At 45.4% G+C, this 20,136-nt stretch carries 17 protein-coding genes and 1 pseudogene; 2 read left to right on the forward strand and 16 right to left on the reverse strand.

The genetic code is table 11. The annotated features are described in order from the left end of the window. Window positions 1-50 precede the first annotated feature (50 nt). Window positions 51-1,088 carry a C40 family peptidase gene (locus AC58QD_RS00350; RefSeq protein ID WP_497328831.1) on the forward strand — a complete coding sequence of 346 codons (1,038 nt, stop codon included), beginning with the start codon at window positions 51-53 and terminating at the stop codon, window positions 1,086-1,088. 129 nt (window positions 1,089-1,217) lie between these two features. Here AC58QD_RS00350 and AC58QD_RS00355 read toward each other — a convergent pair whose 3' ends face one another. Further along, complete coding sequence (locus AC58QD_RS00355; protein WP_497328833.1) at window positions 1,218-1,457, reverse strand: hypothetical protein; 240 nt, start codon at window positions 1,455-1,457, stop codon at window positions 1,218-1,220. A gap of 118 nt (window positions 1,458-1,575) precedes the next feature. Next, the gene (locus tag AC58QD_RS00360) at window positions 1,576-2,070 is read right to left on the reverse strand and encodes an LURP-one-related/scramblase family protein (RefSeq protein WP_497328835.1); all 495 of its coding nucleotides are present in this window, start codon (window positions 2,068-2,070) and stop codon (window positions 1,576-1,578) included. Between the two features lie 674 nt (window positions 2,071-2,744). Here AC58QD_RS00360 and AC58QD_RS00365 point away from each other — a divergent pair. Next, a complete protein-coding gene (locus AC58QD_RS00365; RefSeq protein WP_497328837.1) occupies window positions 2,745-3,218 on the forward strand; it encodes a YiaA/YiaB family inner membrane protein in 474 nt (157 codons plus the stop codon). 118 nt (window positions 3,219-3,336) lie between these two features. On the opposite strand, the gene AC58QD_RS00370 is transcribed toward AC58QD_RS00365, so the two are convergent. The 14 genes and pseudogenes from AC58QD_RS00370 to AC58QD_RS00435 all read right to left on the reverse strand — a co-directional run bounded on the left by AC58QD_RS00370 (window position 3,337) and on the right by AC58QD_RS00435 (window position 20,136). Further along, the gene (locus tag AC58QD_RS00370; RefSeq protein WP_497328839.1) at window positions 3,337-4,515 is read right to left on the reverse strand and encodes a M20 metallopeptidase family protein; all 1,179 of its coding nucleotides are present in this window, start codon (window positions 4,513-4,515) and stop codon (window positions 3,337-3,339) included. Between the two features lie 149 nt (window positions 4,516-4,664). Next, the gene (locus AC58QD_RS00375; protein ID WP_497328841.1) at window positions 4,665-5,678 is read right to left on the reverse strand and encodes a phosphotransferase; all 1,014 of its coding nucleotides are present in this window, start codon (window positions 5,676-5,678) and stop codon (window positions 4,665-4,667) included. 504 nt (window positions 5,679-6,182) lie between these two features. Beyond that, window positions 6,183-6,349, reverse strand: a pseudogene (locus AC58QD_RS00380) (DinB family protein); the annotation flags it as partial. Between the two features lie 231 nt (window positions 6,350-6,580). Then, a complete protein-coding gene (locus AC58QD_RS00385; protein ID WP_497328843.1) occupies window positions 6,581-11,245 on the reverse strand; it encodes an Ig-like domain-containing protein in 4,665 nt (1,554 codons plus the stop codon). A 374-nt stretch (window positions 11,246-11,619) separates the two neighbouring features. Beyond that, window positions 11,620-13,095 (reverse strand): protein adenylyltransferase SelO, encoded by a 1,476-nt coding sequence (locus AC58QD_RS00390; protein ID WP_497328845.1) that lies wholly within the window; start codon window positions 13,093-13,095, stop codon window positions 11,620-11,622. A gap of 252 nt (window positions 13,096-13,347) precedes the next feature. Continuing rightward, window positions 13,348-13,566: a hypothetical protein gene (locus AC58QD_RS00395; RefSeq protein WP_497328847.1), complete on the reverse strand. Its 219-nt coding sequence runs from the start codon at window positions 13,564-13,566 to the stop codon at window positions 13,348-13,350. A 202-nt stretch (window positions 13,567-13,768) separates the two neighbouring features. Beyond that, window positions 13,769-14,041, reverse strand: a complete 273-nt coding sequence (locus AC58QD_RS00400) for a GNAT family N-acetyltransferase (protein ID WP_497328849.1) — start codon at window positions 14,039-14,041, stop codon at window positions 13,769-13,771. Between the two features lie 79 nt (window positions 14,042-14,120). Then, window positions 14,121-14,735 (reverse strand): class I SAM-dependent methyltransferase, encoded by a 615-nt coding sequence (locus AC58QD_RS00405; RefSeq protein ID WP_497328851.1) that lies wholly within the window; start codon window positions 14,733-14,735, stop codon window positions 14,121-14,123. 43 nt (window positions 14,736-14,778) lie between these two features. Continuing rightward, window positions 14,779-15,234 (reverse strand): GNAT family N-acetyltransferase, encoded by a 456-nt coding sequence (locus tag AC58QD_RS00410; RefSeq protein ID WP_497328853.1) that lies wholly within the window; start codon window positions 15,232-15,234, stop codon window positions 14,779-14,781. Between the two features lie 105 nt (window positions 15,235-15,339). Then, window positions 15,340-16,605, reverse strand: coding sequence for an FAD-binding protein (locus AC58QD_RS00415; RefSeq protein ID WP_497328855.1), 1,266 nt, complete (start codon window positions 16,603-16,605; stop codon window positions 15,340-15,342). A gap of 172 nt (window positions 16,606-16,777) precedes the next feature. After that, window positions 16,778-17,377, reverse strand: a complete 600-nt coding sequence (locus tag AC58QD_RS00420; protein ID WP_497328857.1) for an ABC transporter ATP-binding protein — start codon at window positions 17,375-17,377, stop codon at window positions 16,778-16,780. Between the two features lie 3 nt (window positions 17,378-17,380). Beyond that, entirely contained in the window at window positions 17,381-18,220 is an 840-nt protein-coding gene (locus AC58QD_RS00425) for an ATP-binding cassette domain-containing protein (RefSeq protein ID WP_497328859.1), read from the reverse strand. 10 nt (window positions 18,221-18,230) lie between these two features. Continuing rightward, a complete protein-coding gene (locus AC58QD_RS00430; RefSeq protein WP_497328861.1) occupies window positions 18,231-19,109 on the reverse strand; it encodes an ABC transporter permease in 879 nt (292 codons plus the stop codon). Next, entirely contained in the window at window positions 19,099-20,136 is a 1,038-nt protein-coding gene (locus AC58QD_RS00435) for an ABC transporter permease (RefSeq protein WP_497328863.1), read from the reverse strand. The genes AC58QD_RS00430 and AC58QD_RS00435 overlap by 11 nt, the downstream gene beginning before the upstream one ends.

Genomic DNA, 20,136 nt, shown 5'->3' on the forward strand with positions numbered 1-20,136 from the left:
CGTTCAAAAGCAACCTAATAATTATTGTTAATAACTAGGGGGCTTTGAAAATGAGTAACTATAAGCGGATTATATGTAATATCGTTTTAATCGGAAGTTTATTATTACAAACGGCATGTGCGCAGAATTACAAAACGAAAGATAACTCCGATGGAGTAAGGAATATTCAACCCTTCACTGCAAATGTAACCGATGAGCGAATTACGCTTGCTTCTCACCAAGGTCAAAAGTATGTTCGAATTCAACCTTTAGCAGATCTTTTGGGATACCAAGTCAAATTTGACGAACAAAACAAAACCATTACCATTGGTGATATTGACCCTTATTATCAATTAACATTGGATTCTTTATCCGCTCAAAAAGAAGAGGAAGATATTCAACTTACAGAAGCTCCAACCATGATCGAAAATCAACCTTGCATCCCAATTTCCTTGCTATCGGATCTTTTTCAACAAGATCTTAATTATGAAGTTGAGGATAACAGTATTGTCTTACATCCCACCTCCAACGAAACTATAAGCATTGAAGATGTGGAAACAACTGAGGAACCGAATCAGCAAGAACCTTTCTTTCAAGACGATCCAGATGACCCATTCAAGGGAGAGGATCCGGAAGTATGGAAGGAGTCAGATGCAGAAAGTGTTTGGAATGATGATATACTTAATGATGAAAGTATTACTGCATTAAAAAACATCAACATGAATGCTTTAATAAAGAGAGCTAGACAATACATGGGAGTACGTTATGATTTTGGAGCCGGTCCATATCTACGAACCAAACGCTTCGACTGCTCATCGTACACTCAATACATTTATGGAAAATATGGGATTAGTTTAAAAAGAGTATCTAGAAATCAGGCAAGACAAGGCACATTTGTGAGTAGAAAAAAATTGAGAAAAGGGGATTTGGTGTTCTTCTCTGTTCCAGGTCGGTTTAAGTCAAACAAAACGGTTGGACATGTTGGCATATATATTGGTAACGGAAGAATGATTAACACTTATTCTAATAAAAAAGGTGTCCATATTGCTGCAATCAACAAAGGATACTGGTCAAAAAAATATATTACTGCCAGACGAGTGGCTTATTGATATCTGATCTATTCACACCAATCACTCAAATTTTCTGAGTTATTTGAACAAAAAAAATGCAAGCATTATGTGCAAAGTCCACATAAGCTTGCATTTTTTTACTTTGAGTTGTTCTTCCTTGCAACAAAATTATCTAATTTCTTTTATCTGACGTTTAAGTATGTAAGTATTATCATTTTCCTTCACAGCCAGCTCCCAACCCTGATCTCCCAGAATATTGAATACTCTAGTCAAAGAGATGTCATTGAACGATGGAAGTTCGGCGTCTTCATTTATATAGTACTTAACTCCAAACTGATCAGTTTTTTTAATTAATACAATATATTCATACTTCGTGAAAGTATTTTTAATAACAGTAAACTTTAACATCTTACCACCCTCCACCATTCCAATATCTGTATAAATAATAGACGTTTTTAATTAGAAATGGTTGCACAATTCTATTAGTTCCGTCAGGATCTCACTATTACTACTGTATCGTTGTTTATTAAGTCGCCGCCGACGCACGCTGCCTTTTCTGAATCGCATGCATGCCCATAATCACCGCTACAAGTTCGTAAGTATCCAATAATTCGGATTGATTATCCAAGAGAAAGGCACCTGATGAAAACCAGCCATTTACTTGTTCAAAACGAGCGACAAGCGCACTGTTTTCGTCGGAGATATCATACTGCTTCGAAAATACCGGGGATACGATCTCGTAACTGCCTCGACTTTCGGTTTCGTATGTGAACTTCTTGGTGAAAAACGCGAATCGACTTCTCACCACGCCCAATTGCTTACCGTCAGCACCGGTAACCTCCCATTTGCCCGAGAAGAATGGGAAACTTCCGCTGCACAGAAGCTGACCATTCTGTCCGTACACATCAATTGCAGAGCCGAAAGCACTCTTCATGTCCAGATGACCGACATTTTCTTCCTGACCATTCAAAATTTCCGTAACACCTGTATTGAAAAAATTATCCCGAAAATACAGATTCAATGTACTCGCCTCCCTCAGAAGTATTACGATGAAGAGGATGTTAAGTTACACCAATTTTGATATTGTTGAATCTCAATGCCCATCATCGCGCAAGGTTTGTGAATAAGGAAGGATTTTCCTTGATAATGCCGAATACTACTTTCGGAGGTGTTATATGCAAAATAAATATCCACTATTAAACGAGCCAGATAAGACTATGTTTGTATTCGAAAAGTTTGGTAAGGTTTACGGCCACATAATAAAGAATCCTACAGACAAAGCTCCAGCAAAGTTAATTTTCGAAACAGCGAAGTACGATTCAGTGGAACTATTAATGACCGATTACCCTCCAAAGATCGAGGTGCTTTGATAAGTTCAATTGTGGTTTAGTTTTAGGAAGGTTACAAAAACATACTGATGAAACGGTATATTTAAATGATATTTAATGCCACCTACGATTTTTTTTCGTTAAGTGGCTTATTATTTGAAGACTTCTGTTCTCGAAGAGTGTTGATTCAGCACAATAAACGTTTTGCGTAACAATGCCTGGATTGTCCACCGACTGGCACGTCCCGAGGTTATTAATAATTCGTTTACCGTATACAATAAAAAATGTATAATAATGGCGCAAGAACTTTCAGGCACAATATATCTTTGATTTACTTAGTTATTACTAGACTTAAGGAGATGGTAAAATGAATCAAAGGTATCGTAAGCGAAACACAGCTGCGTTTACAGCAGTGTCTTATTTTGCTTTAGCAGCAGGTCTTATCCTCTTCGGCCTCGGGGTATTCAATTCGGATTGGCAGTTGAACGTCAAAGGGTACTATATTCTGTGTGTTGTGTTGATCGCAATGTCATGTATTGTGGTACAGAAGGTTACGCGCGACAATGCAGAGGATAAGGAACTTCAAATTGATAACCCCAAGCATCGAAGAAGAAATACACAAGCTTTTACAGGAATGTCTTATGCAGGTTTGATAATTGGATATGCAATGTTCTTAATTGGTCTTTTTAATGCTGACTTCGAGTTAAACGTAAAGGGGTATTACATAGCTGTTGTTCTCTTAATCTCGTATAGTGCAATAGGCGTGCAGAAAGTTGTACGAGACAATGCTGAAGATAATGATATTATTAACGAGCAAAATAACAGGAATCTAAATTCATAAGAGGTACGCAACAATAAGAATGGATAAAGATCTCAGATTTTCTGAGCCGCTTTATCCATTTCTTTTATAAATTGGCGAGCCCGATTCTTTTTTCATCTTTTACCGATATATTCACAACCTACTGTTTCTCCAAATAATTGATCGCAATCGAGGCAAGCATGGCTGAGCCGAACTGCATCGCGCTTTCATCCAGATCAAACGATGGATGATGCAGCGGGTAGGAAGTCTCCTCGCCGCCTCGGGTGCCAAGGCGGAACATTACAGCAGGCACGCGCTGCGCGACGTAAGCAAAGTCCTCCCCGCCCATCGTAGGTTTAACCGGCTCCCAGTTACCTGTGCCCATTACTTCCTCGCTCGTGCGTGTGAAAAGATCATACATGGAGTCATCATTCACAACGACCGGATAACCGTCTTGAAATTCAAGTTCGTATCCGGCGCCGAACGCCTCTGTTACGCCCTTGATAATAGTCTCGATTTTCCCCTTCATCTGCTCGCGCAGCTTTGGATTCAGCGTTCGCACGGTGCCGAGAAGCTCAACCTCTGGCGCTATGACATTCGTCGCATATCCACCGTTAATTTTGCCGATCGTCACCACGACTGAATCGAGCGGGTCCACCTGTCGGCTGGCAATTTGTTGAAGCGCCGTAATCACTTGGGCCGCGATCGGAATCGAATCGACAGTCATGTGTGGGCCCGCCGCATGCCCGCCTCTTCCGACAATTTTGATCCTTAGTACATTGGTCGCCGCCCAAGCTGGCCCCTTCGTAACTGCGGTTTGGCCTACGGGGTAAAAGGGCGAGACGTGAAGCGCTGCCGCCGCATCGACCTTCGGATCCTCCAGGATACCATCTTCAATCATCGCTTTCGCACCCGCTTGCCCTTCCTCGGCAGGCTGAAACATAAACTTGACGTTGCCTCTCTGCATACCTCTCTCCGCTAGCAGCTTGGCCGCCCCCATCAACATGGCCGTGTGAGCATCGTGCCCGCAAAGATGAGCTTTGCCTTCCACTGTCGAACGGTAAGATACCTGCTTGCCGTCCGGAATCGGAAGTGCATCCATATCTGCGCGAAGCAGGATTGTGGGTCCTGGCTCTTTGCCGCGCAGAAGTCCGACTACTCCTGTTTTGCCTACACCCGTGCGGGTTTCCAGGCCCAGACTTCGAAGGTGGTCGGCAACAATGCCGGAAGTCCGATGCTCCTCGTAGCCCAGCTCCGGATTCCGGTGAAAGTCCCTCCTCCACGCAACCAACTGCTCGTTCAATAACTTCGACGATTCCAGTAAACGATTACCATCCACGGATACTCCTCAATCCTTTCTCTACATTGCTGAATTGTAATGTACACAGAGATAAACTCACCTATCCCAAAATCGTCTTGTTGATATGGAAAATTATAACAGCGCACTAAATTTACATCAATATTTTTATTCTCCTCGGTTTGGCTTTTTCAAATTTCATTATTTAGCCATTTTTCTATTTCAGAAACCATATCCGCATAACGTCTAATGGAGTTTATCGTACCTGTTACTTGAGCAGTCCCCAACTGCTGTTCTCCTTCGTCTGTACATTCAATCCATAAAGATCGTTTCAAATTATATTCCAGCCAGCCTAATTTCCCTAAAAAGCCATTTGCTAAGATCATTGTCCAATTTGCTTGTAGTGTTCCGAATGCCCTCTTATATCCCCCAATAAAAGCAAAAAATCTTTCTTTGTCAACGATCCCAATTTCATTCTCGGACCAATAAATAGCTGTTTCAATTAAGTCTTGCACAGGATTTCTAAAGCCAGCTGATTCCCAATCAATAAGGATGGGATTGTCTTGGTTCCACATAACATTTTTAGGATCTAAATCCCCGTGGCTAATAAGCATGTCTGATGTAAGCAGTTTTGCTGATGTGTTCGCCAAAATATTCCAATGTTTAAGTTTATCGATGTTTTCAAGAAGTAGGTTTACCCATTCCGTGTTTATTTCTTGCCCTTTTTGCAAATAGTAGTTCCAGTCCGTTAACTGTCCATCCTCTGACCAGTTATACGTTATGCCTAATTCCGAAAAATCCGTCTTATGGATATCCGATAGAATAGCTCCTATTTTTTCACAATGGACTGTATTTATTTCGTTAGGTTTCAGACATCTACCCTCTACCCAATCAAATATTAGATAGAACTGTCCGTCTACTTCTTGCATAACAGTTCCATTCAACTTTTTCGCTGGAAGAGCAGGAATATGGTTAGATGCAAAATAAGCAATTCGTTCTGATGTGATAAAGTTTTGCATGGCCACAAGTCTACGCATGATTTCTGGGTTTAATGCTTTAACTGCATATTTCCCTGTAGTGGTTTCAATCGCATACATACGGTGCATGAACCCGCCTGACAACGCTTCAACTACACCGACTATCTCCCCAAGCATTAAATGGTTGCATAATTTTTGAAATTGCAGATTATCCTGTATTTCACTCACCTTTTGGTATTCCCCTTTACGAATAGTCGCTTTCCATGTTACTACTTAGGTATCGATTGCTCGAATTCGTTGTGCGATTCCCACCTTACTCAAGCAAAATATCTCTATTCTTTGATCTTTCACTCATGCTTTTCGTGACATCTTGGATTCTAGTGGTCCTCGCCTACTGATAAGCCATGTTACTACTGTCTATTTGCGCCATTTCATCGCTCAGGCACTAATTAGCCCACCTGACTATCCCTTATTTTCTCATTGTTACCCGATTTTCCTCAGAATCTGACCAATAACCAGTAGTAAAACTTGCTATCCCAGAAAAAACTGGCTTCTCCACACAAATAACCTATCCTAGCACTGTCTAACTGATCTCCACGGTCCTAAGTAGTAACACAATATCTCGTTATTTTTGTTCAAAATTACCGTGGCAGCGGTTACAATATGCTTCGGAGAATGATCCATATACTGAATGATCCTTTCATTATTAAGGTTTGCTCATATTTCATAAGTTTAGCATGAGTTTTTAAACAAATCTCTACCAATTACATTTGCTGATACTGGTTGTAACCCAAGTTCTCTATCCATATGGATAACTGACCACTATGATGTATTTCATGAGCAATCACATGACGTAAGATTTCACCTTTGGTGTAATGTCCATCCGTCCATGGTTTTTTACACAGTTCAAACCACTCATCTCTTACCATCCAATTATACCAGAACAGATTTATCACTATATGCCACTCCTACAATTTCAGTTTAATGATTATTGCTCGGCCCGTTTATTCTTTTTCCTCTTTACATTGTTGAGGTTGATTATAAATGCAAAAGACCCGGGAGAGGGCACTTTTTTTCAAAAGTGTCCATCTCTCGGGTCACTGTTCACTTACAGGAACCGGGGCTTGTTATTAATCAGCCAAACCGTCCCGAATATGAGCGGCATTATCTAGCAGCAAAGCTGCAAACGCCGATTCGATACCTTTCCCAGCTTGAGCATGTACTTCATGCTCGAATGTCGTCAACGCTTCCTCCAGCTTTTTCCGATCATCACCTGCATCAGCCGCTCGCTGCGCTTTCACCTTTAAGCTTTGCAATATACCTATGTTTTTGATCCAGTCCTTTGCAGCACGGATTTCAAGCGCTTCGATCAATTGCCCGGCATCCACCACTACGTTAAAGACAAACTCTTTAATCGTCTCATGGCCAGCAAGATCGACTGCGACAGCCCGAATACGATGCTCACCTGCCGCCAGCGCAAGCGATGACACGGTAAATTCCGCATCTTTTGCTACACCATCCAATGTGATCGCCAGCGTTGACACGCCCGAAATGGAATCACTCGCATAAACGGCCATCGTTACAGACTCGGTCTGCTTAATAGAGGCAGGTCCACTGAAGGCAATGACTGGTCCGTTCAGATCGGCGATAACCGCAGCGGAAGAGGTGAAGTTGCCCTCCTCCGTTGCTGCTGTAATCGTCGTCCTTCCTTCCCCCTGAGCCGTAACGTTACCGGCTTCATCAACTGTGGCTACATCCGGATTGGCAGATGTCCATCGGACATTGCGGTTCAGTGCCGAATCCGGAATAACGCGAGCAGTCAATTTGGCTTGCTGCCCGTCCTCGGTAAAGTTCAGCACGGCTCGGTCCAGCTCAACTCCCGACACTGGCGGAGGACCGTATATAGCCACCTCGGTAATGCTGTTATAGTTGTTGGCGGAGTTTCCGCTGCCCATAATCCTAATATATCGGGCTTGCGTCGGTTGCAAGAGGAATGCTTCCGGTTGAACTGTCGTACCCGAGCTTTCCCCGCTCATCAGCGTGGTCCATTGCTGTCCATCAATCGACGCTTCAATATCGAAGTAGGCTCTGCGAGTCGTTCCGTTGAAGATAGCGACAGAAACGGCGCTTACCGGCTTCACTTCCCCCAGATCGTAGCGGAGCCACTGTTTGCCTGCAGCCGACCACCGCGTATCCAGGTTGCCGTCGATCGTTTTATCCGGCGTATTTCCTTGCGCCGCTTCCGGAACAGAACTTGCATCCACTCCCGTTGGCTCATATTGCAGCATTCCCGGAGGATGCCCGATAAGCGGCAATCTTTTGAAGAAAACAGTGTATGAATTCACTAGTAGAGGATTAGTTGAATCTTGTACCACGACGCGTGCGCTTCCCGGTATTCCGTCAGACTGCGTGACGGTAAACGGATACGCGGACGATGCTCCGATTACCGGCGCGGATGTCGCATCGAAGGGTACCGCCACTTCATAATAAGTTCCCTTTGGCGTAAATCCTGTTAGCGGCTGACCATCGACAGTCAGCCCGTTAAGTGTAGGCTTGCTCGGTCGCGGAGCCGGACTGCCGTCCGGGATCGACCAAGCGGCAAGCGGAGTGAAGGCCGGCGCTTCGGTCGGAATCGGATCGGTTTCATAGAGCGGAACCAGCCACACTAGAAGGTTGCCTTCCTGCACATGCGTCATATGCACAGTCAATTTGCGTACGCCGAAATTGGTCGACTGATCGACCGGATTCGGTGAGGTCGGCAGCGCCTCCGCGTCCATAGCCGAGAATACCGCTCCGGTTGGGGCTTCAATCAATTTCGCATACAGACGCTTATCCCCCTGCCTCAGAATAGCGGCACGGCCGTTCTCGACAATCTCGATAGCAGCCTTTGTATGCATAAACCAGTACAGCTCGGAAGGAGTTTTCAGCTTCATTTCATCCTGGATGAGCAGCTGCGTCCGGTCTCCGGTCAGCATCATCCCACGCTTCATGCTGACGGCGTCTGTTTTGTATACATTCGTCATATCCAATATTCCGAACGCGCCCCGAGGCTTCGACTCCTCCCGTATGCGGATTGCCGTTTCCAGCGGGTCCTGCTGCACGATCGGATTTTGAACCGGATTGACTACAATAGTGTTGTGGCCCTCCGTCTTTTTGCGGTAATACGTCCAACGTTGGTTCCGATAATCCCAGAAGCCTGGCAAATTGTAATTTTCATTGCCGGAATCCATCGCCCATCTTTCACCAAGTGCATCGAATACAAATGTTCCCGCGTCGAGATCATGATGACTCTTCAGCGTCTCGTTCACGCCTTTCATCGAGGCGAACAACGCTTCCGGGTCATCCCAGGCGCTCCTCATTGAAGACGACTCGATTGCCGAATAAAATCGGTCTAACCCGGTCGGCTTCACATCGAACAATCCGGGTTTGTACAAAACCAAGTAAAGCGGGTGGAACACGCCTTTTCGACGGGATAAATCGCCCAAATGCCAAGCGTACTCCGGCTTCCCGAAAAAGCTTGCGAACCACATCGATTCCGGCTGCGCCATTGAAATACCGCCGTCGAAAAAATCAAAAAATCCGCCTTCGCCGAGCAAATGGTAAGGGAAATCTCCGGATTCCTCGAATCCATCCAAAGCGGACAAGCCATAGTCAGTCCCCATCACGTTGTTCATCGCAGCGACCATATAGCTTAAGTATTGTCCGCCATAATGCCAGTAGGCAGGACCTTCCGGCCACGCACCGTCCGGCGTATAATGGCGAATCGCTTGCTGAAGCTTTATGTACATGCATTGGAGCGTTTCCGCAGCTGCTGCTGCTGCAGCCGGGTTTTCATCCATAATGGCAAGCGCGGTCAAGCCAAAGTTTCCATTGTCCACCAGGTTAATATTGTTGAACTCGCCATTATGTGTGAACACGCCACGATACCAATCCAGTGCGACATTGAGCGATTTCAGGCGAATCGCATCCGCAATGGCCGTGCGCTGCTCAGGCGTCATCGCTTCGTATACCCAGTCGTAAGCAAGAGCGATGGAATGGGAAAGCTCTGCGAGCGCTAATATATTGTTCGTCCGGGCGCCCCAATCCGCATAACCCGTCAGCGCTTCTAGCTCTTGAATCGTTCGAACCGCATAACGATTATCAAGACTAAGCTGATACATAAGCCCTGTCCGCATCAAACGATCCCGAATCGCGTAATTGTTAGCCCCATTAACCGCATAAGGAAGTGGTGTGGTTTGCAGCACCGGCTCGGCTTGTTCTGTCAGCTTTTCATACCATTCTTTCATGTAAGGGTCAGATGTGATCAACCCCCGGGCGCGCTCAAAATCACTCCGGTCGGCCAACAGCCGCGGATGCTGTCCGTAATCGGGCTGACTACGGAACTGTGCATCGAGATCCGAAGCACTCGGAATTACCACAATTCGGATGGAGCCTTCCGTACGGCCGCCTTTGCCATCCAACGCTGCTACCCGAAACCCGTCATAGCCGACGAAATCGGTTTGCGGTGTATACACATAAGCACCGTTAGCACTCAGTTGCAGCGTACCGTTCTGCGGCTCCGTCACCATCGACCAAGTAATGGTGTCGTTTTCTTTGTCGGTTGCTTGCTTCAGCTGGTCGTTCAGCACAGTATTTTTCGCTGTTGAGGACCACTTCAGATCCAAGAAAGGAGCATCGTTAACTTTCTCCACTTGAATCGAAGCAATGGCGAATTGTGGTCCTCCTTGGCCAGTAGAGCCCATAAATGCGAATTCATCGGTTCCAGTGAAATCGGGATTCGGGTAGTACAAAAACCGCCCGTCCGGATACACGGTCACCTTGCCGTTCTTCGGCTCCGTCGCTTTATCGAACATTACTGCAGCGCCGTTACGATCGTTCGCAATTAAGCGGCCTTCTAGCTCCCCATCCTCGGCAATCGTTCCTTCAAAGGGGCTGACAACCAGGCTCGCCGGCGCGCCAACGCTAATTACCGCCGTATCGGTGTACCCGCCTTCAGTCGTACGGACCGTAACGATCGAATATCCGTTCGCTTTGGCGGTTACGACGCCATTACCATCAACGACTGCTACTGATTCGTCGGACGAGTCCCAAGTCACACCGCGGTTCGTCGCATTAGCTGGACTATACTCTGGCGCAAGTGTAAGGGTTTCCCCTGTCTGCAACGAAGCAACCGATGGATTCAGCGTTACGCCGCTCAGGCCGACCCACTCCTCTACCGCGAAATCGTCGAACCACACTTTTCCTGTGCTATTTTCCAAAAACGCCTCTACCTTAAGCCATGCCGGGTTCGTCGCATTGGTCGGAATCGTTACATTTCTTTCGATATACGTCCAGTCGGTCGTTCCTTTCGCTTCGGCAAAGTTGATCAATATATTGCCGCCGGATGTGCGGCCGACCTGAAAACGGACCAATGCTTTATTCGAAACGTTCTCCGTCTTCATCCATCCGCTTACTTTGTACGTTTTACCTACCTCAACGGCGTTTGTCTGCTGATGCATCGTACCGCGAGCCGTTGCCGAAGCTTCCAGCCGAACCGACCTTGATCCCGTATGGGCTACCGTATTATCGACGGCAAATACCGGTGAGCCGCTGAATACAAACCGGTTCCAATTCGCCGCCGCCACACCGCCAGACCAGGCGTTGTTTGCCACCGTCGCTTCGAAGCTCGGATTCTCCAGCAAATTCGTTGATGCAGCCGTTTGTACAGCGTCATCGGCATTCGCCCTCCCTGGCCATACTTGCACCAAACCTAATAGCATCATAATGGCCAGCGCACCGCTGATCGTTCGTTTCATCAATATGCCTCCTTGATAATTCGATTTACAGCATCTCACAAATAAATAACAATGTAAGCACTTTCATATTTTTTATCACATTGTTGTTGCCCTCCCATACCTTGTATTGTCCGCGGATCATCCACCGCAACTTTACTATAGATGAACTGGAGAAGGCTGCCTACAACTCGTTGTTCTTGCGCATAAACCGCCCTTCACTTACCGCATAAACCGATATTAAGGCTGGCTAACCATTCTTCAGATATTCCGCCTGGAGACTTGCTAATATGAGAAATATAAGTAATAGAAAAAGGGCATATTAGTATGCCCTTTTCTGGAAACATTGTTATGAAGTTTTTCTTAACCCTTAATCGGGTGGACCAATTCTTTCTATATCAGGTACCGCAAAAGGTTCGGTATGGACGGGTAGATTGCACAGGCAGTGTTGAGTATTCAGCCTGTTCGGGGGAGTGCGCATAAGGGTTTGAAAGAACATCAAGAAGCGCCTCCATAACGTTGTAGTTTCCATGTTTCACCGCAGCTTCTAATGCGTCTTCTACCCGGTGGTTGCGAGGGATTAACGCGGGATTGCTGTTTCGCATCAACTGATGTGAGGAAGCTTTGGGTTCCTGCTGCCTGTCAAGTCTCGCCTTCCACAGCTCATGCCAATGCGCAAATCCCGGAGCGTCGAACAGGCCCATTTCTTCCGGCTTATCAAAAGTTAATGCACGGAAGGTATTAGTGTAGTCCGCACCAGACTCCTGCATCAGCTTGAGTAAGTCTTCAACAAGGGACTCATCTTCTAACTCTTCATTAAAAATTCCCAGTTTTGCCCGCATTCCCGTGAGCCAATTATGGTGATACAACTCGGTAAAATTTGAGATTGCATCCTCGGCCAATATGACTGCTTGCTCCTCGTCGTCATGCAAGAGCGGCAATAAGGTTTCAGCAAATCTAGCGAGATTCCACGCGGCAATGCGTGGCTGATTGCCATAGGCATAGCGGCCATGACGATCAATGGAACTGAATACGGTTGCTGGGTCATAGGCATCCATGAAGGCGCAAGGACCATAATCAATAGTTTCTCCACTAAGGGCCATGTTGTCGGTGTTCATCACCCCGTGAATAAAGCCTACGAGTTGCCATTTGGCAATCAGCACGGCCTGACGCTTGATCACTTCTTGCAGCAGGAAAAGATAGCGGTTCACATCAGCGTCAACCTCTGGAAAATGCCTTTGCAATGTGTAGTCAGCCAGAGCCCGGAGATCCTGATGAGTGCCCCATTTTGCAACGTATTGAAAGGTGCCGACGCGCAGATGGCTAGCAGCCACACGAGTCAAAATTGCACCGGGTTGCTCGGTTTCGCGGGTTATTGACTCTCCTGTTGTCACTACCGCTAAGCTGCGGGTAGTAGCTATACCAAGCGCTTGCATAGCAGAACTGATAATGTATTCGCGCAGCATCGGCCCAAGTGCCGCTCGACCATCACCTCCACGGGAATAAGGCGTTCTACCTGAACCTTTAAGCTGAATATCAACCCGCTCTCCTAGAGAAGTGATCTGTTCGCCAAGCAGAATAGCCCGGCCGTCCCCTAACATCGTAAAATGCCCGAATTGATGCCCTGCATAAGCCTGAGCAAGAGGTGAAGCGCCCTCGGGAATACGGTTGCCAGCAAGCACTGCTACACCATCATTGCTTTGCAGCGCCTGAACGTTCAAGCCCAGGGATGTTGCTAACGGACCATTAAGAATGATCAACTTCGGTGAACGTACAGGGGTTGGGTCGATCCTGGTAAAAACTGATTTCGGCAGACGTGAATAACTGTTGTCGAAGTGCCATCCTGTTTCTATATTTTCTTTTTTCTCTGTCATTGTATCTCCTTTTATTTTGTTTTATTATTTTAGTTTTTTCTTTTTCAAAGCCCCAGATCATAGGTATTATAATATTTTTTGTTGTCTACTTCTGCCCATTTATTATACCCTTTCCACACATAGATCACACCTTAGATGTACCCGACAATTTGTTGATGAATGAGTGGAAAAAGGTATTTTCATGAAATCTTTCGCTCTTTTAGATGATAAGTTATCAACTTTGATAGGGACCCGCTAAAATAATGGGTTTAGTCACAGAAAGAATATAAAAATGATAGCCCGGACTAACGTATAGAGTAAAAAGAGCAATAAACTCACAATAGTGATAATCGCAATAACCTTTAAATTTTTCTTTAATAATCCTGACTTCATCCTTTTTAGCATGGATAACACGATTAGACTAACCATTAATATTGCTACTGCAGTAATGACAAGTGGTGCTGCTATTTCCCAAATTTGGCCTACACTCATTTATACCATCTCCATTTGAAGTTTTGTCTTTGTTCAATATCCATAGAAACCATACCTTTCATTGCCCAACTTATTTCAACCCGTTTGCGCAGCAAAGGACTGCCATAAAGGCAGCCCTTACAATATTGACCATTGCTCGGAAGTGAGTTTTCCAAAATACGATATTGTGCGGTCCTACAACATTTTCTTCAACAAGAGCTCATCATCCTGATGATAGAGCAGCTTCCGCAACATACAATTCGGTAATCTCTCCTTGAAGTCCGTTATAACAGAATGATCGAAAACTTTGAGCGCAACCAAAACCAACGACCTTGCCACCTATTTCTGCTACAGCAATCAATTCAGCGCTGTTATTTAGGCTTTCAATTATGTCCGCAGAAGGCCTTTGTTCACCTCCGTTAAACTCTTGATTAAGTCTTGAAAGTTCATTTGCATCACTTGGGCTCGCCAGTCTTATCCCTGCATCCAATGTCATTCACCTCACCTGACTCAATCATAGATTACTGGTGTGAAACTCTCTTCGAGAAAGAGTTCTCTACTCCCCTTACTCATTTCTAAGTTAATTCTTTGTTTGGCGACGCCCACACCAAATGAACGGTATTAAACATGTAGTGTTCCATATGGTGAATATGTATTGGTGACTGTTGAAAAATTCGGATCAAATCACGATCCATATGGCAGCCAACCATCCGCAGGAAGATCGGCTCGATGATCTTTTGGGTACTGCCAATGAATCGGTTTGAACTGAGACCATGCTCCATTAATAAGATTTGGCCGCCCGGCTTACACCACCTGTTGAATGATTTTAACACTCCAGCAGGATTATCGTACCCGCAAAAAGATAATGTCGAGACGATGGTATCGAATGAATTTTCAGGAAACGAAATGGATTCAATATCGGATTGAATGAAATGTGCCCGAACACCATTATCCACTGCGGACTCTTTTGCCTTGGATAACATCGCGTTGCTGAAATCTACAGCCGTCACATTTACATCTTCGGGGTAAAAGTTGAAATTCGCGCCGGCGCCAACGGCAACTTCCAGTACCTCCCCCCTTGCATTCCCGATCAATTTTTCCCGCCATTTCCCCTCCGATCGCTTCTTCCTTCTCATTTCGTACAATCTGGATTGATTATCGAATTTACGTATTAGCTTCTCTTTGTTCATGGAATTCTCCTCCAGACTATGGCAATTGAGCAGCACATTACTTTTAAAGGACAAATTTTAAGCGAGGACCGATCTCTACAAAGCCCTCTCTTTTATAGAACGAAACTGTCCGTTCCCACTTCTGTGAATTCGGTGCTCCAACTTCGATGCGTTTCCAATTGCGATTTCTGCTATACTCAATGACAGTCGACAACAACTCATGTCCAATTTTTGATGAACGTTTTTCAGGTGAAACATAGAACTCACGTATAACCCCAAACCTCCCACCTGCATATATTGCATGGGATTCAGCGATCGTCACTACACCCTGACATTGATTTGATTCAGAAAATGCCAGAAAAACCGTGTACGATTGAGGCTGTTTAAGCAGTTCAATACAGGTTTTAAGATAAACTTCTCTATCACAAGGAGCACCGCCCAATTCTGTAAGAAGCCGAATGACCATATCAGTAATAACTTCAATATCTTCCTCGCTGGCTTCCCTTATAAGCAATGACATTCCCGTTCCTCCACAACGAATTTTCCACAATTATACATTAATACATATTTAGATGCATTATAAATCTCTTCTTCCTTTGACAATTCAGGCAAAACAACTAAGAAACTAGTTCTCCATAATATATTTATTCAAGAAGGCATTGCGGAACTTTCCTTGGGGATCACAGTGATTCAGCAGTTGTTGAAAGTCGGGCAGCTTCTCGTAGAGCGATTGCAGCCGGACGGGCGACATAGTAAACAGCTTGCCCCAATGTGGACGAGCATGGAAGGGTGCAAGCTGCTCTTCGATGATCGGCAAAACTTGTTGAACGGCCCCCCAATCAGCTTTCCACGTAAAGTGGATTGCAACAGAATCCTGCTTGTAACAGGGGCTCATCCACAGATTGTCTTCTGCAATCGTGCGAATCTCGGAAACATGAAGGAGTGGCGATATGAACTCCCTTAGCTGGTCAATCGCACACAATGCGTGATATGCATCTTGGCGCGGCACGAAATACTCGCTTTGCAGCTCCTCTCCTGCGCTTGGCGTGAAATCCATTCGAAAGTGAGGCAGCCGTTCGTACCAGGGTCCCGGAATGCCCATCTGTTCGCTGCAATTCTCCGCTGTGTAACCCGGCACCGGGTGCAAATGCGCGGTTGCTCGTATCGCACCAAAAAAATCAGGTTCCACGTGAGCGGTAGCTTGATCTGTTATTCTTCGCTTTAACCAGACTTGATTGAACATTGATTTCTTCCAATCCGTAAATAGACTTACACTGTAAGCACTGGAGAAAATATCGTCGAAATGCTCTTTAAGATGCACCAAAGGCAAGTTCTCGTATACGTACTGACTCATCTGAAATACAGGGATCACATCCAGTGTGATTTTCGTGACTACGCCCAATCCCCCAAGTCCAACAACTGCTCCGGCAATGACCCCGTCATGTTGTTCACGTGAAAACTCAACCGACTCCCCATCCGCTTTGATGACCTCCAGGGAATGAACCGCTGTAGCAAGATTGCCGTTCCGATCACCGGAACCATGCGTTGCCGTCGCGATTGCACCTGCAACCGTAATGTGCGGAAGCGACGCCAAATTGTGCAAAGAATAGCCGTTACTGTGAAGATATTGACACAGCTCTCCATATCGGATTCCAGCTTCTACCGTTACCTTATTGCGAGTGTGGTCTAATGCTGTCACTCTGTTAAGCTTCTGCAGCGAGAGAAGGCTTTCGGTACAATCGGCGATTCCATTAAATGAGTGGCGCGTGCCAAGCACCTTCATTCGACTGCTGCGGGCCACCAATTCTTGTACTTGTTCCACATTGTCGGGAACATGGAGTTCCGTAGCGCTATACCTGTAGTTACCTGCCCAGTTTCGATCATTTTCCATTCCTTACACTCCCTCCCGGACCATTTCGGATAAAAATCATGACGTGTAATAGGCTTCCTAGTTAATTGTATAACAAGTGTTTAAAATCGATAATTAAAATAATTACACGAGACGACATTTCTTTTTCGCTTTTACTTTGCATTTCACAGTGGTTTCTGTCGGGAGTCATCGTTTAGATCAATTGTATTGTTCTAGTACAAATAACTTTAGCCAAATTCTCGTTATGGGTAATTACCAGAACGCCAATGTTGTTTTGCTTTGCATAGCCGAGTACAATATCCCATATTTGAGATTGAGTTATCACATCCAACATCGTGCTGATTTCATCCGCAATGATAAAACGCGTTTGAGGCTTCAGAGCTCTCATCACGCAAATCCTCTGAAGCTCCCCGCCAGAAAGTTCATTAGGCCAGCGGTTCAGAAATTGCTCCCTGATCCCCATCTCCTTTCTGAGCCCGTCGTCGTACTCTCCAGCTTCTGCTAACGTCTTGCCCAGTTTCCACTTGGGGTTCACGGCAAGTTCGGGATGCTGATAAATCAGCTGGACTGGAGAATAGACTCCCATCGGAATAGGCTTACCCTCCAGCAAGACCTCTCCTTTGTACCCTTCGATTTGCCCCGCCAATATTTTGCCCAGCGTACTCTTACCGCGTCCGCTTGTTCCGACTAAGCCAACCACTTCACCAGCGTTGACTTCGAGGGAAACGTCTTCCAATACCCATTCTCTACTGCTGTTATATCTGTAATGAATACGTTTTGCCTCCAGCATCATGTTTCACCGCCTTCCAGCTTCCTGCATCGTATCAATATCATCACTGTAATCCTTGCTCCGGATTGAATGAAATCCGTTTTGCGGCAAAGCATGCCATAGGGCTTTACTATAAGGATGCTTCACATTGTCCGAAGAAGCCTCGAAAGCCTTGGCGTCCACCACCTCGATCGATACCCCATTGTTAAACACTGCAATCTTGTCCGCTATAATAAAGGCGAGATCGATATCATGGGTAATCATCAAAACGGCTTGCCCATTCTTAGCCAATTCCTTCAAGGTGCTCAATGTCTCTTCAACCATAGATTTATGCAAACCCGGGGTGGGTTCATCCGCAATGATCAGATTGGCTCCCGAAGTTAACGCTGTACCGATGAGCACCCTTCTCGCCATGCCTCCCGACAATTGAAACGGGTATTTGTGCTTCACCTCGTCTGCCAAATGAAAACGATTCATAATGCTCTTGACTGTGTTTTTCACGCTCTTTAAGGGACTGTCAATCTGTTTCCCCGTCTTCATTAAAGGATCCAGATAACCAACTGACTGAGGGATAAGTGAGATTTCCCTGCCCCGCAGCTGTTCTTTTCTTTTTTGGGTAAGCTCCTCGCCTTTATATTTGATGCTTCCTCTGGTGCGTGCATTGGAAGGGAGTATTCCTAGAATAGCGTGAGCGAGCAGACTTTTTCCTGATCCACTGGCGCCAACAATGGCCATGATCTCGCCTGGAAACAAATCTAGTGTGAAATTGGAAATAACTTGGGTATCTCTCTGCTTTAAGCCCTTCCTGTACTGCTTAAAGCTGACACCAAAATCCTTTACTTCCAAAAGAGGTATTTTTTGTTCCATGTTATATCTCCTATTCGTGAGCCTTGTATGGATTATAGAGAGCCTGTATATTTTCTCCTAATATATCGAACAGCCTAACAATGACAAGCAAAGACAACCCTGGCATAAGAGCAATCCACCATTGACCCGTGCTTAAATAATTGAGCGATTCCGACAAGATCACTCCAATACCAGGCTGATGAGGGGATAAGCCGAATCCAAGAAAGGTCAGAGATGCCTCGTGCAGAATAGTATGAGGAAACATCAGGATCAACCCCACTAGAAATTGTGGATATACATGGGGAAGCATATGATGTAGCACGATATATCCTTTGCTCTTACCAAGACTTCTAGAAGCGATCACATACTGGCTGGACTTAAGCTGTAATACTTCCGCACGGACAACCCTGGCGAGATATGTCCAATGCGTAAGAATCATACCGATAATAATGCCTTGAGGCCCTTTTCCAAAAATAAAAGAAATCAAAATCAGAAAAATGAGCATAGGCACTCCCATAACGACATCAATCAACCAATTTACACAGGAATCCACCCTTTTACCGCCGATGGCAGCTGCCGTCCCCATGAAGAGAGCAATGATTCCGCTTCCGATCGTAGATAATGCTCCGATAATAATACTGAGAGAAAGGCCTTTCAAAGTACGCAGAAACATATCCCGTCCGAACCAATCCGTCCCGTAAATATGATCGAACGATGGCTGAAGGTTCTTATCGATAAAATTAACCCGCAATGCGCCCTCTGTTATGAAGTTCCCGGTAATCAGAATGGTCAGGAGCAATAGTGTGCAGAAACCAATGTAAAATAAAGTTTTTTGCCGCATATTGTCTAACCCGAAATAGAAAGTTTTTCTTTTTGCAAGTTCAGAGTAAACCTTGGTATTAATGTCCATGTATATATCCCTCCCTGATTCGAGGATCGACCAAAGAATACAATAGGTTTGCAATAAAATTACCTACAAAGACAAAAGCGGCTGCGAACAAGGCGATTCCCACCAGTAACGGCAGATCTGCTCTGATTCCGGCTTCAACTACCGCTTTGCCTAGTCCCGGATAGGAAAAGATTCCTTCAGCCAGTGTAGACCCCCCGAACAATTCGGCAATAGAGGCAAACTGCAGTGTAATGGCAGGGAGTAGAATGTTTTTCATTCCATGTCTTCTCATGATAAGCCACTTGCTCTCACCTCTCGCTTTGGCGAAGAGGACATAATCACTGTCCAATACATCAATGAATTTCTGCCGGGTATGCAGCGCGATACTCGCCACCCCGGTCAAACTTAACGTAAGAGCGGGGAGAAATAAATGATACACCCTGTCTCCCCAGCTTGCATCAGCGACGGTTGAGTGAATAGGAGCACTTAGTCCGATAGGAAACCAACCTAATTGAACTGAAAATACAATCAGGAGAAGAATCCCAACCCAGAAGATGGGCGCGGATGCCAAGATCAGACAGTACATCTTGATGATTTTATCGATAAGCTTGCCTTTGTTCAGGGCTCCAATAATTCCCATAACGAAGCCTAGAATCCCTGATATTACCCACGCAGTTCCCATAAGTAGAAGAGAGGCCGTGAATTTTTCCATAATAACGTCCTTAACCGGCTGGTTGTATACGATGCTGGTACCCATATTGCCGCTCAGCAGTCCCCTGATCCACTTCACGTAACGCACAACAAAGCTGTCATTAAGTCCCCAGTATTCTCTCAGGTGCTCAATTTGTTCTGGCGGCAAAGATGCATGTTCTCCACCTATATACGCTTCAATCGGATCGATCGGGGAATATTTCATTAGAATAAAGCAGACTATGGTAACGACAAACAACAGTAGAAACAAACGAACGATTTTTTTTCCTATAAAACGTGAAGAGTTCATGATTTGAGACGACTCTGTCATTGGATCAGGCTTGACTTCAATTCTCAT

This window comes from Paenibacillus sp. J2R1T-4, assembly GCF_059692235.1.

What these genes read in the sequence shown, in the direction of transcription:
- AC58QD_RS00350 (WP_497328831.1), top strand. Translation starts at nt 51, where the DNA reads ATGAGTAACTATAAGCGGATTATATGTAATATCGTTTTAATCGGAAGT.
- AC58QD_RS00395 (WP_497328847.1), bottom strand. Translation starts at nt 13,566, where the DNA reads ATGAGTGTAGGCCAAATTTGGGAAATAGCAGCACCACTTGTCATTACT.
- AC58QD_RS00430 (WP_497328861.1), bottom strand. Translation starts at nt 19,109, where the DNA reads ATGGACATTAATACCAAGGTTTACTCTGAACTTGCAAAAAGAAAAACT.
- AC58QD_RS00355 (WP_497328833.1), bottom strand. Translation starts at nt 1,457, where the DNA reads ATGTTAAAGTTTACTGTTATTAAAAATACTTTCACGAAGTATGAATAT.
- AC58QD_RS00425 (WP_497328859.1), bottom strand. Translation starts at nt 18,220, where the DNA reads ATGGAACAAAAAATACCTCTTTTGGAAGTAAAGGATTTTGGTGTCAGC.
- AC58QD_RS00435 (WP_497328863.1), bottom strand. Translation starts at nt 20,136, where the DNA reads ATGAGAATTGAAGTCAAGCCTGATCCAATGACAGAGTCGTCTCAAATC.
- AC58QD_RS00400 (WP_497328849.1), bottom strand. Translation starts at nt 14,041, where the DNA reads ATGACATTGGATGCAGGGATAAGACTGGCGAGCCCAAGTGATGCAAAT.
- AC58QD_RS00405 (WP_497328851.1), bottom strand. Translation starts at nt 14,735, where the DNA reads ATGAACAAAGAGAAGCTAATACGTAAATTCGATAATCAATCCAGATTG.
- AC58QD_RS00385 (WP_497328843.1), bottom strand. Translation starts at nt 11,245, where the DNA reads ATGAAACGAACGATCAGCGGTGCGCTGGCCATTATGATGCTATTAGGT.
- AC58QD_RS00390 (WP_497328845.1), bottom strand. Translation starts at nt 13,095, where the DNA reads ATGACAGAGAAAAAAGAAAATATAGAAACAGGATGGCACTTCGACAAC.
- AC58QD_RS00365 (WP_497328837.1), top strand. Translation starts at nt 2,745, where the DNA reads ATGAATCAAAGGTATCGTAAGCGAAACACAGCTGCGTTTACAGCAGTG.
- AC58QD_RS00420 (WP_497328857.1), bottom strand. Translation starts at nt 17,377, where the DNA reads ATGATGCTGGAGGCAAAACGTATTCATTACAGATATAACAGCAGTAGA.
- AC58QD_RS00410 (WP_497328853.1), bottom strand. Translation starts at nt 15,234, where the DNA reads ATGTCATTGCTTATAAGGGAAGCCAGCGAGGAAGATATTGAAGTTATT.
- AC58QD_RS00415 (WP_497328855.1), bottom strand. Translation starts at nt 16,605, where the DNA reads ATGGAAAATGATCGAAACTGGGCAGGTAACTACAGGTATAGCGCTACG.